General features: G+C 48.3%; 8 protein-coding genes. 5 read left to right on the forward strand and 3 right to left on the reverse strand.

Annotation, left to right across the window (positions count from 1 at the left end; translation table 11 throughout):
• Positions 1-11: 11 nt before the first annotated feature.
• Entirely contained in the window at positions 12-791 is a 780-nt protein-coding gene (gene yaaA / locus ACTHTG_RS03570) for a peroxide stress protein YaaA (RefSeq protein WP_049335610.1), read from the reverse strand.
• 170 nt (positions 792-961) lie between these two features.
• Here yaaA and ACTHTG_RS03575 point away from each other — a divergent pair, with 170 nt between their 5' ends.
• Together ACTHTG_RS03575 and ACTHTG_RS03580 are read left to right on the forward strand one after the other, a co-directional pair.
• On the forward strand, positions 962-1,351 hold the full coding sequence (locus ACTHTG_RS03575; protein ID WP_003746001.1) for a RidA family protein: 390 nt from the start codon (positions 962-964) through the stop codon (positions 1,349-1,351).
• 70 nt (positions 1,352-1,421) lie between these two features.
• The gene (locus ACTHTG_RS03580) at positions 1,422-2,252 is read left to right on the forward strand and encodes a symmetrical bis(5'-nucleosyl)-tetraphosphatase (RefSeq protein ID WP_004519496.1); all 831 of its coding nucleotides are present in this window, start codon (positions 1,422-1,424) and stop codon (positions 2,250-2,252) included.
• Between the two features lie 54 nt (positions 2,253-2,306).
• On the opposite strand, the gene ACTHTG_RS03585 is transcribed toward ACTHTG_RS03580, so the two are convergent.
• Positions 2,307-3,680 (reverse strand): FAD-binding oxidoreductase, encoded by a 1,374-nt coding sequence (locus ACTHTG_RS03585; protein WP_004519497.1) that lies wholly within the window; start codon positions 3,678-3,680, stop codon positions 2,307-2,309.
• A gap of 95 nt (positions 3,681-3,775) precedes the next feature.
• Positions 3,776-4,018 (reverse strand): hypothetical protein, encoded by a 243-nt coding sequence (locus ACTHTG_RS03590; protein WP_070588359.1) that lies wholly within the window; start codon positions 4,016-4,018, stop codon positions 3,776-3,778.
• A 509-nt stretch (positions 4,019-4,527) separates the two neighbouring features.
• Between ACTHTG_RS03590 and ACTHTG_RS03595 the strand changes: the two genes are divergently transcribed.
• The 3 genes from ACTHTG_RS03595 (at position 4,528) to glgX (ending at position 11,645) form a co-directional block, all read left to right on the forward strand.
• Positions 4,528-5,010 (forward strand): FKBP-type peptidyl-prolyl cis-trans isomerase, encoded by a 483-nt coding sequence (locus tag ACTHTG_RS03595; RefSeq protein ID WP_003683125.1) that lies wholly within the window; start codon positions 4,528-4,530, stop codon positions 5,008-5,010.
• A gap of 217 nt (positions 5,011-5,227) precedes the next feature.
• Positions 5,228-9,514 carry a 1,4-alpha-glucan branching protein GlgB gene (gene glgB / locus ACTHTG_RS03600; protein ID WP_049335546.1) on the forward strand — a complete coding sequence of 1,429 codons (4,287 nt, stop codon included), beginning with the start codon at positions 5,228-5,230 and terminating at the stop codon, positions 9,512-9,514.
• Positions 9,515-9,659: 145 nt separating this feature from the next.
• Positions 9,660-11,645: a glycogen debranching protein GlgX gene (glgX, locus tag ACTHTG_RS03605; RefSeq protein WP_440360527.1), complete on the forward strand. Its 1,986-nt coding sequence runs from the start codon at positions 9,660-9,662 to the stop codon at positions 11,643-11,645.
• Positions 11,646-11,952 lie beyond the last annotated feature (307 nt).

Raw genomic sequence — 11,952 nt, forward strand, 5'->3', positions numbered from 1 at the left:
GGATTCTGTTTTTATTTAGATTGTTCTTTACGCATGAATACCCATTCGGCTTCGTTTGAAGCTGCTTCATTGAATGAATAGCCTTCGTAGTCGAAGTTTTTGAGCATTTCAGGCTCGGTAATGCCGTGTTCTGCCGCGTAGCGCACCATCAAACCGCGCGCACGCTTGGCGTAGAAGCTGATGATTTTGTATTTGCCGTTTTTCTCGTCTTTAAAAATCGGCGTAATCAGGCGTGCGTTGAGTTTTTTGGTGTTGACGGATTTGAAATATTCTTGTGAGGCGAGGTTGATTAAAACGTCGCTGCCTGCCTGCTTCAGCGTTTGGTTGAGCAGGTCGGTGATTTTATCGCCCCAAAATTCGTAGAGGTTTTTGCCGCGCGTGTTGGTAAAGGCTGTGCCCATTTCCAAGCGGTAGGGCTGCATCAAGTCGAGCGGGCGCAGTACGCCGTATAGGCCGGAGAGCAGACGGACGTGTTGTTGCAGGTAGTCGATTTGTTTCGGTTTGAGCGTATCGGCGGCAATGCCTTCATAGACGTCGCCGTTGAACATAAATACGGCTTGTTTGGCGTTTTCAGGCGTAAACGGCGTGTGCCATGCGGCATTGCGTTCGGCGTTGAGCAGGGCGATTTTGTCGGAAACATGCATCAGCTCGGCGATTTGTTGGGGGGCAAGCTGACGCAACTCCTGCATCAGGATTTCCGCTTCGGGTAGAAGGTCGGGCTGGGTAAAGCTGCTGACGGGGGAGGGGTCTTTTTCGTTGAGGTTTTTGGCTGGGGATAAGACAAAAAACATAATAATTTCGGCTTTGAAATGAATAATGTGTGGGATTGTAGGTTTAAAATCGAGGAAGAACAAGACGGGCTAAACGCATTAATTGAATGCTTTTATTGAAACGTATTTCTGTTGAAAGTAAAATTCGAAGCTTCCCCCTGTTTCTGACATTTCTACTTGAGGAGAATATCATGTCTAAAACCATTATTCATACCGACAAAGCCCCTGCCGCGATTGGCGCATACAGCCAAGCAGTCCGCGCAGGCGATACGGTTTATATGAGCGGTCAGATTCCTTTGGATCCGGCTACGATGACTGTGGTCGGCAATGGCGACTTCCGGGCAGAAGCCGTGCAAGTATTTAAAAACCTGCAAGCCGTAGCCGAAGCAGCCGGCGGTTCTTTAAATGATATCGTCAAACTCAATGCTTATTTGACTGATTTGGCTAACTTTGCCGTGTTCAATGAAGTGATGGCTGAATTTATCGAACAACCTTTCCCTGCACGTGCGGCGGTTGGCGTGGCCAGCCTGCCTAAAGGCGTTCAGGTTGAAGCAGAGGCAGTATTGGTTTTAAATGCATAATTGATGTTTTCAGACGGCCTGGGCTGGGCTTGAGGCCGTCTGAAAAGAATAACAACGGAAAACAATAATAATGGCACATTACGCAATCGGAGACATTCAAGGCTGTTTTGACGAGCTGACTTTGTTGCTTGCCAAAATCGGCTTTAATCATGGTACGGACACCCTTTGGCTGGTCGGCGATATTGTCAATCGCGGCCCAAAGTCATTGGAAACCCTGAAATTTGCCAAAGAGCATGACAGCAGCGTGCAAATGGTTTTGGGCAATCATGATTTACATCTTTTGGCCGTCGGTTGCGGTGAAGGAACGCTCAAGCGCAGCGATACGGTTGAGCCGATTTTGACCCATCCCGAGAGTCAATCCCTATTGGACTGGCTGCGTCATCAACCGCTTTTGGTGCGCGGCGACAGGCATGTGATGGTGCATGCCGGTATTTTGCCTCAATGGTCGGTTGATAAGGCCGAAAGCCTTGCCCGTGAAGCTGAGGATGAATTGCAAGGTAAAAAGTACAGGAAATTTTTTGGCAAAATGTACGGCAACAAGCCGACCGAGTGGACAGATGATTTGACAGGCTATGAGCGTCTACGCATGATTATCAACGTCTTTACCCGTATGCGTGCGCTGACGTACAAAGGCGAATTGGATTACGAATATAAATCCACTTTAAAAAAAATGCCGCTTTACCTGCGCCCTTGGTTTAAAGCGCCTGATAGGCAGAATTTGGATTATATTACCGTGTTTGGACATTGGTCGTCATTGGGCTACGTTAATACCGATCAGGTCATTGCTTTGGATACCGGCGCGTTGTGGGGCGGAGAGCTGACAGCGGTCAATTTGGATACCAATGAAGTGATACAGGTACCGTCGTTGGGCGGATTGGATTGGAAAACGGCATTGAAATAGTTTGGATAAGATAAAAGGCCGTCTGAAATGTTTCAGACGGCCTTTTTATATTACTTAATCCAGAGAAGGCAGGAGTTTGCCCGGATTCATGATGCCATAAGGGTCAAGTTGATTTTTGATAGCATGCATCAGAACGAGTTCGGCCTGTGTACGTACGCGGGGCAGCCAATGTTTTTTGATGATGCCTACGCCGTGTTCTGCGGCAATCGTACCGTGGCAGGCAAGGATGTTTTCATAAACAATGGTATTGACGGCGTCTTCGTATTGGTAGGCTTCGTTGCTCAATACGTTGGGCAGGAATGTATTGTAATGTAGGCTGCCGTCGCCTAAATGTCCGAAGCAGACAATTTGTATGCCGGGGAAATGGATTTCCAAGGCAGGGGCGCATTGGCGGACAAAGGCGGCCACTTGGGCGATAGGGACGGCGATGTCGTGTTTGATGCTGGTACCGAGTTTGCGTTGGGAAGCGGAAATATTTTCACGTAAGGTCCATAAGTCGGAACGCTCTTGCTCGGATTGCGCCAAGATACTGTTTTCCCACCCGTTTTGATAGAGAAATTCGGCAAGTTTTTCATCCAGTCCGGCATCGGGAATGGAATCTGCAAGTTCAATCAAAATATGCCATTCCGCGTCGGCAGGCTTTTTGAGTTGGCTGAATTCCGAAGATAAATCGAGGGCAAAGCGGCTGATCAGCTCGAAGCTGATCAAGCGTTCGGCAAAATGGCCTTGTACCGCAGTTAAAAGCGAAACGGCGGATTCAATATCGTCTAAACCTACCCATGCGGTCGCTTTGGTTTTGGGCTGGGCAAAGAGTTTGAGTGTGGCGGCGGTAATGATGCCCAATGTTCCTTCACTGCCGATAAAAAGATGGCGCAAGTCGTAGCCGGTCGTGTTTTTGTGCAGGGGCTGAAGGTGGGAAACCAGTTCGCCGTTTGGTAAAACGACTTCCAAACCCAATACCAAATCACGCATGCTGCCGTAACGCAAGACATTCAAACCGCCGGCATTACAGGCGATATTGCCGCCGATTTGGCAAGAGCCTTCGCTGGCAAGGCTGAGTGGAAACAGTCGTCCGGCTTCGGCTGCCGCCTTTTGAGCATTTTGCAAAATTACTCCAGCTTCAACCGTCATGCTGTTGTCGGCAAGGTTGATATCACGGATACGGTTTAGCTTGGAGAGGTTGAGCAGTACGCCCTCGGTGGTTACCGTTGCGCCGCATAATCCGGTATTGCCACCTTGCGGGGTGACGCGGATGCGGTTTTCAAAACAGAAACGCATGATTTTCTGCACGCTTTCGACAGAGTTCGGCTGTAAGACAATATCCGGCGAAGAAACAAAACGGCGGCGTTGGTCGTTTAACAAGGCCGGAGTGGCTTCGATGATTTCAGAGGCGGAAAGAAACGTTGCAAAACGGTCGTGAAGGTGCATGGCAGTCAGGCGGAAAAGTCGGGAAGGGGAGTGTGAGGAATGTAAAAAAGCAGGATACGCAATGGTATCCTGCTTTTCTTATATTCAAAAGAATATTATTTAGCAGCTTCAGAAGCAGCAGAAGCAGCGGCTTCAGTAGCAGATGCAGCAGCTTCAGTAGCTTCGGTAGCAGCAGAAGCGGCAGCTTCAGTAGCAGATGCAGCAGCTTCAGTAGCAGATGCAGCGGCTTCGGAAGCAGCAGAAGCGGCAGAAGCAGCAGTTTCAGCAGCTTTATCAGCACCGCCACAAGCGGCCAAAGCTAAAGACAACAAAGCAGCAGCGAACAGAGATTTTTTCATTTTTAAGAACCTTTTTTAAATCGATTTAAACTAAAAATAGCCGTCAGACGGCCTATACAGTAGAAATTCATTGCTGAATTTTTCAATATTATGCCCCACGGGATAGGTCAATGCAACGTTGCGTAACCGTTTGCCGGCTAAAATCAATACGAAAATAGTGAAAATAATGTAAATCATATTGGCGCGCGAAAAATCATCTAAAAATATTCATTATTAATGAAGATTTTAAAAATACATTGTATTCAATGAGTTGTGTATTTTTATTTGTTATAGGTTTTAAGGGTTTGGAATGTTTTTGCGTTTAGGGAAATTTTTGTAATTTAGCAACTTTGTGTTGTGAAAAAGCAACTTTTATGGATTGGAATCATTCGATTTTGTTTTTTATATGGACTTTTTCGGTTTTGTTGTGTTTGCTAAAAGTATTTGTTTAAGGTAAACCGATTGTTTAGTTACAGCTGTGATAGAATAGCCTGAACTTGACTTTATAAATATTGATTAAGGACGACATGATGTCTATTGTTAAAAATTCCGTAGTTTCCCTGCATTATGAAATGTACGATGCAAACAACCAGTTGTTGGACAAAACCGAAGAGCCGATTGCTTACTTGCATGGCGGTTATGACGGTATTTTCCCTTTGGTGGAAGAAGCGTTGCACGGCAAAAATGTAGGCGATACCGTCGAAGTGGCTTTGTCGCCCGATGATGCTTTCGGCGAGCAAGATCCTGAGTTGGTGCGCATTGAAGATGTAAGCGTATTTCCTGTTGAAGTTGAAGTCGGCATGATGTTTGAAGCCGATGATCCGGAAACAGGCGATGTATTGATTTATCGTGTAACCGATGTTGCCGACGGTAAAGCCGTAGTAGACGGCAACCATCCTTTGGCCGGTATGAAAGTATTGTTCAAAGCGACCGTTGAAGGTGTACGCGATGCGACTGAGGAAGAAATTGCCCACGGTCACGTACATGGCCCGCACGGTCATCACCACCACTAATCAGGCTTGAAGCATGATGAAGGCCGTCTGAAAAGGAATGAAACCTTCCTTTTCAGACGGCCTTTAAGTTTTTACAAGACAGATAAATAGGAAATTTTGGCTCAGGTCAAATCAAGCGGGGAAATATGGGGTTTGTTTGATACTACAATGAATTACATATCACGGTGCGGCAGAATCTGTATTAAGATTCTGATATTGGTAAAACAGGCAGAATACAATGAGTGAAACATTGGAGCAGCAGGCGGTACAGGCCGGTATTGATTTAGGTTATCACGACATCAACGGCACTTATCGTGTGACCAAAACGGAAGTTTTGGAATCGATTGTTGCTGTTTTGGATAAAAGCAAACCGGATTCAGATGGCCTTTATTTGAATACGATGGTTGCGCATGAAAATGGCGAAGAATCTTTACAGATGCCGTCTGAATTTCATGGTGCGGAAGCGGTCGTATTGATTGATGAGGCGGATGAGTGCCAGACCTTGACTTTGTATCTGGGCGACAACGATACGCTTTGGATTAAGCTGCCCCAACTGGCTTGCGGTTATTACACTTTGTCGGCCGAGACCGGCGGCAAATGTCGCCTTGTACGCCTGATTGTTGCGCCTGAATCGGTTTATCAACCCAAACTGCTTGCCAATGGCGGACGGATGAATGGTTTGACCATGCATTTGTACAGCCTGCGTTCCGAGCGCAACTGGGGCATAGGCGACTTTACCGATTTGCTGAACCTGATGAAATATGCTGCAGAGAAAAAGCTGGATTTTGTCGGTATCAACCCTTTGCACGCCTTGTTTACCAGCAAGCCTGCCTTTGCCAGCCCGTATAGCCCTTCTTCGCGCGAATGGCTCAATCCGATTTATTTGGATATAGAGAAAGTCGGGGCGTTTACTTATAACGAGCAACTGAAAAACTGGCTGGCGCAACCGAAAATCCGTCAGCGCATCGCTGCTTTGCGTATCACGGAAACGGTGACTTATACCGCGGTTTGGGCATGCAAACGTGATGCGCTGCAAATGGCGTTTAATGCATTTGAACAAGATACTTGTGAAGCCGCGGAAAATGAGCGTGCTGCATTTGAATCGTTTGTGATGGAAAAAGGCAAAGCCTTACAGGGCTTCGGTTTGTTTGAGGCTTTGGACCAGTATTACAGCCGTCCTGGACAAGTGGGTTGGCAGTCATGGCCGTCTGAATTTCATCAACCTGATGGCGAAGCAGTAGAAAAATTCGAGCGCAGTCATGAGCGGGAAATCCGTTTTTATATGTGGCTGCAATGGCTTTGCGCGGAGCAATTGCAAGAAGTTAACCAAGCCGCTGCCGAATACGGTGTCAAACTCGGCATTTACGGCGATTTAGCGGTCGGCGTGGCGCGAGGTAGCGCGGATACTTGGTTAAACCGCCAAGATTATTGTATGGACGTATCGGTCGGTGCGCCGCCCGATCCTTTAGGGCCGACAGGGCAGAATTGGGATTTGCCGCCGCTTAATCCGTCGATGTTGAAGCATACGGGCTATGAAAAGTTTGCCCATCTGTTGCGCGAAAATATGCGTCTGTATGGCGTGTTGCGGATTGACCATGTGATGGCATTGTGTCGTTTGTGGTGGGTTTTAAAGGATAAAACAGCAGATTTCGGCGCATATGTGCATTACGATGCCGAAGTGACTTTTGCCATTTTGGCATTGGAAAGCCAGCGCAACCGTTGCGTCATTATCGGCGAGGATTTGGGGACGGTACCCGATCAAGCGCGTTATCTGCTCAACCGCTATCAAGTGTTCTCCTACAAAGTGATGTATTTCAGCAAGGGCTGGAACGGTTTTCAATTACCTGACGAATACCCCGAGCAGGCGATTACGGTCATCAGTACCCACGATGTCGCACCCTTGGCAGGTTATTGGATAGGCAAAGATTTGGATACGATGTTCAAACTCGGTACTTTGCCTGATGCAGCCGCTTTTCAGACGGCCTTGGATGAGCGCGAACACGATAAAGCCGATTTGCTGGACAAATTGAAAGAAACCGGCTGTCTGGGTGCAGACGTACAAATGCCGGCAAAAGCCGATGAAACCTTGCTGGCGGCTTTGCACAAATACGGCGCATTGAGCCGCAGCAAGCTTTACGCCGTACAACTGGAAAACCTACTGGGCGTCATCGACAATCTGAATGTCCCGGGTGTAACCGAAGGCTATCCGAACTGGGCGCAAAAAATGCCGGTTTCTTTGGAAGATTTCCTACAACACCGCCTCATGGGCGGCCAACTTGCCATTATTGACGAGGTACGCATGAAAACAAACAGCCAAATCAAGGCTTATCATGAACTTGACCAAATCGAGCGCGATACGGTCGAAAGCCTGTTTCTTGCCACCCATAGCGATGTGTTCGCTTATCTGGGACGACACCGCCTTGCAGAGGGCGATGAAGTAGTGCGCGTTTTGATTCCCGGCGCAGTAAGCGTGGATATCGTGAACCGCCGCAGCGGCGAACTCATCGTGCCGTCTGAAAAAATTGATGAACGCGGTTTCTTTGTGGCCGTTTTGCCCGATGATGCGCCCGATTACGCTTTACGTATCCGTTACACCGAAGACACCGAGCCAGTGATTGAAGAAGACCCTTATCATTTCAGTTCTGCGTTGCAAGACATGGATTCCTGGCTGTTGGCCGAAGGTAAACACCTGCGTCCTTATGAGACTTTAGGCGCGCATTTTGCCGAGTTGGACGGCGTGAAGGGCGTACGCTTTGCCGTATGGGCGCCAAATGCGCAACGCGTTTCCGTCATCGGCGAGTTCAACAACTGGGACGGCCGTCGCCATGTGATGCGTTTCCACCGTGACAACGGCATTTGGGACATCTTCATCCCTGCTGTCAAACTCAATGCCCTATACAAATTTGAAATCCGCGATGCCAACGGTAATGTACGCGAAAAAGCCGACCCGTATGCCTTCGGTGCGGAACTGCGTCCGACCACGGCATCTATCGTGCGTGGTTTGCCTGACGAAGTGGAAGAACCGGCCTTCCGCGCCCGTGCCAACGCCATTGATGCGCCGATCAGCATTTATGAAGTGCATTTGGGTTCGTGGAAACGCAATCCGGAAAACAACTTTTGGCTGACTTACGAAGAGCTTGCCAAAGAATTGGTCGCATACGTCAAAGACATGGGCTTTACCCATATTGAATTTCTGCCTGTTTCCGAATATCCGTTTGACGGCTCATGGGGCTATCAGGCAACCGGTTTGTATGCGCCGACCAGCCGTTTCGGTTCTCCGGAAGAATTGCGCGCCCTGATTAAAGCCGCGCACGACGAGGGTATCAGCGTTATCCTCGACTGGGTGGTCGGACACTTCCCAACCGATGACCACGGGCTTGCCAAATTCGACGGCACCGCGCTGTATGAACACGCCGATCCGCGCGAAGGCTATCATCAAGACTGGAACACTTTGATTTACAACTTCGGCAGAAACGAAGTGAAAAACTTCCTGCAAGGCAATGCTTTGTATTGGATAGAACGTTTTGGCTTTGACGGTATCCGCGTTGACGCGGTGGCTTCGATGATTTACCGCAACTATTCGCGCAAAGATGGCGAGTGGATTCCGAACCAATACGGCGGCCATGAAAACCTTGAAGCCATCGCTTTCCTGCGCGATACCAACACCATGTTGAAAGAGGAAGTTCCGGCTGCGACTGAAATTGCTGAAGAGTCTACTTCATTCGCCAATGTAACCCGTCAAGAAGGTTTGAACTTCAGCTTCAAATGGAATATGGGCTGGATGAACGATACCTTGCGTTACATGATGGAAGACCCCATCAACCGCAAATATCACCACAACAAAATGACCTTCGGCATGATGTACCAGTACAGCGAAAACTTCGTCCTGCCACTTTCACACGATGAAGTCGTGCACGGCAAACGCTCGCTGCTCGGACGGATGCCCGGCGACTGCTGGCAACAATTTGCCAACCTGCGCGCCTACTACGGCTTTATGTACGGCTTCCCCGGCAAAAAACTTTTGTTTATGGGCAGCGAGTTTGCACAAGGTCGCGAGTGGAACTACAACGAAGGACTGGATTGGTTCCTGCTGGAGCAAGAGGGCGGCTGGCACAAAGGCGTGCAAGACTTTGTGCGCGAGTTGAACCATGTCTATAAAGACACTGCGCCGCTTTACCAATTAGACCAATGGCCTGAAGGCTTTGAGTGGCTGGTTGCAGATGACGGCGACAATTCCGTATTCGTTTTCGAGCGACGCGACCGCGAAGGCAACCGCGTTATCGTTATTAGCAACTTCACGCCAGTAGTACGCGAAGGCTACCGTTTCGGCGTGAACTCTGCCGGCGAATACCGCGAAATCCTCAATTCAGACGACCTGCATTACAAAGGTAGCGGCGTTTCTGCCGGCGCAACGGTGGAGACAGAAGAAGTTTGGTCACATGGCAAACCAAATTCCTTGTCTGTTACCGTACCGCCGTTGGCAACCGTGTACCTGTATCAGGCGGCAGTCAAAGAAGAAGCGTAAATCAACTTTGAGGGTGGGCATTATGCCTGCCCAATCAGCTGAAAATTAAAAGATAGTGATATCAATATGACTCAAGGCCGTCTGAAAGATTTTCAGACGGCCTTATATTGGACACGAAACCAAATACATACCAAGGAATCATTCTATGTCTGCCAAATCATGGCATATCGAGGAAGGCAAGCCTTATCCTATGGGCACGACCCTGACAAGTAAGGGTGCAAATTTTACTTTGTTTTCCATCAATGCCGAAAAGGTCGAATTGTGTCTGTTTGATAAGGATAAAGAAACCCGTTTGGAGATGCCTTCGCGGCGCGGTTCGGTATTTTACGGATTTGTGCCGGACGTTAAGGCGGGGCAGCGATACGGTTTTCGCGTGTATGGACGTGAAAACGCAGAATACGGCTCATGTTTTAATCCCAACAAATTGCTGATTGACCCGTATTCCAAAAAAATTGACGGCAAACCAAGCTACCGTAACGCCGAAGAAATGGCATGGTTCAGGCCGGAAGATGAACGCGACAATGCCACCGTTGCACCCAAAAGCGTCGTGGTCGGACGCAGCCGATTTAATTGGGCCAAAGATTGCCGTCCGGAAATACCGTGGGGTAAAACCGTTATTTATGAAGCCCATGTCAAAGGGTTGACCAAGCAATTCCCTGATTTGAAGTATGCAGGCACTTATAAAGCCTTGTGCGATAAACGGGTTTTGGCCTATTTGCAAGAATTGGGGGTAACGACGGTCGAGCTGCTGCCGATTCATTTTCATCTGGATGAATACCATCTTCAGCAGATGGGCTTGAGCAATTATTGGGGCTACAACACTTATTCCCATTTTGCCGTTGAGCCGTCTTATGCCGACAATCCCGAACGTGCGGCGGCAGAATTTAAACAAGCGGTCAAAGCCCTGCATCAGGCAGGTTTGGAAGTGATTTTAGATGTTGTGTACAACCACACGGCCGAGCAGGACGACAAAGGCCCGATGCTGTGTCAGCGCGGTATCGACAACACCTTATGGTATTGGCACACCCCTTACGGCAATTATGAAAACTGGTCGGGTTGCGGCAATACGCTCAATATTGTCCGGCGCGACGTTACCCGTTGGGCGGCAGACAGCCTGCGCTATTGGGCTGAAGAGTTTCATATCGACGGCTTTCGTTTCGATTTAGGAACCGTATTGGGACGTGAACCCGATTTCCAATCGTACGGCCGTTTTTTCCAAGTCCTGTATCAAGATCCTGTGTTGGCCGGTTTGAAGCTGATTGTCGAAGCATGGGACATCGGCGAGGGCGGCTATCACTTGGGCAATTTCCCGCAACCTTTTGCCGAATGGAACGGCCGTTTCCGCGATGACATGCGCGCGTTTTGGTCATGGGAAAGCGGCAATTTGGGCGCATTTGCCGAACGCTTGGCCGGGTCGTCCGATATTTTCAACCACAGCGGCCGCCACCCGTCCGCCAGCATTAACTTCATCACTGCACACGACGGCTTCACTCTGCGCGATTTGGTCAGCTATAACGAAAAACACAACGAAGCCAACGGCGAAAACAACCGCGACGGGCATAATGAAAACATCAGCTACAACCACGGCGTAGAAGGCGAAACCGATGATGAAGAGGTTTTGCTCAACCGCGAATACACCTCCAAAGCGCTGCTTGCCTCCTTGTTTTTATCCAACGGTACGCCCATGCTTTTGGCGGGCGATGAGTTCGGCAACAGTCAGCAAGGCAACAACAACAGCTACTGCCAAGATAATCCGATTACATGGTTGGATTGGCAAAATGAGCCTCATGAGTTACAAAATTACACTCAAGCGCTAATACGCGTACGCAGCCAAATCAAGCTGCTGACAGATGATTGCTGGTGGGAAAAAGAGCGTGTGCAATGGCTCAATGCCGATAGCAGCCCGATGACCGAATATTGTTGGCACAACAGGGGCAGTAAGGCGATTCAGGTTGTTTTGGACGATGAATGGCTGCTGTTGGTCAATGCCAAACGTAGTCGTCAGTTATTTAACCTGCCTCAAGGCAATTGGGAAATTTCTTGCGTACCATCTGAGAAATTTAATTACGAAGAGGCTGGGAAATGTGTTGTTGAGCATATGGGGATTTGGATTTTACATAAAACAAATTAAATGAGAATTAAACTATTGGTTGATTAACTCTTTGATATTTTGTCAGTATTTTCTGATTTGTAGCTTAGTGGTATAAATTGAAAATGCCAATAAGATGATGAATGGTTTAATTGTTAATTAAATGTTTTATAAAGAAAAATATATCCTTTTTTTGAATCTTTCCGCTATAATCTCCTTGGTTTGTAACAAATCTACGCACCATTCCTTTCAGACGGCCTGTTGCCGTTGTCAGGCCGTCTGAAAACCGAGTTTCGTTGTTTTTAATAAAACCATCAGGCGCGTTGTCCAGTGCCTCACGCTAGAGAAA

The organism is Neisseria sp. P0017.S009, assembly GCF_051957375.1.
In the GTDB taxonomy this organism is placed as follows: Bacteria; Pseudomonadota; Gammaproteobacteria; order Burkholderiales; family Neisseriaceae; genus Neisseria; species Neisseria perflava.

Coding starts and splice junctions, on each gene's coding strand:
- yaaA (WP_049335610.1), bottom strand. CDS start 791: ATGTTTTTTGTCTTATCCCCAGCCAAAAACCTCAACGAAAAAGACCCC.
- ACTHTG_RS03575 (WP_003746001.1), top strand. CDS start 962: ATGTCTAAAACCATTATTCATACCGACAAAGCCCCTGCCGCGATTGGC.
- ACTHTG_RS03580 (WP_004519496.1), top strand. CDS start 1,422: ATGGCACATTACGCAATCGGAGACATTCAAGGCTGTTTTGACGAGCTG.
- ACTHTG_RS03585 (WP_004519497.1), bottom strand. CDS start 3,680: ATGCACCTTCACGACCGTTTTGCAACGTTTCTTTCCGCCTCTGAAATC.
- ACTHTG_RS03590 (WP_070588359.1), bottom strand. CDS start 4,018: ATGAAAAAATCTCTGTTCGCTGCTGCTTTGTTGTCTTTAGCTTTGGCC.
- ACTHTG_RS03595 (WP_003683125.1), top strand. CDS start 4,528: ATGTCTATTGTTAAAAATTCCGTAGTTTCCCTGCATTATGAAATGTAC.
- glgB (WP_049335546.1), top strand. CDS start 5,228: ATGAGTGAAACATTGGAGCAGCAGGCGGTACAGGCCGGTATTGATTTA.
- glgX (WP_440360527.1), top strand. CDS start 9,660: ATGTCTGCCAAATCATGGCATATCGAGGAAGGCAAGCCTTATCCTATG.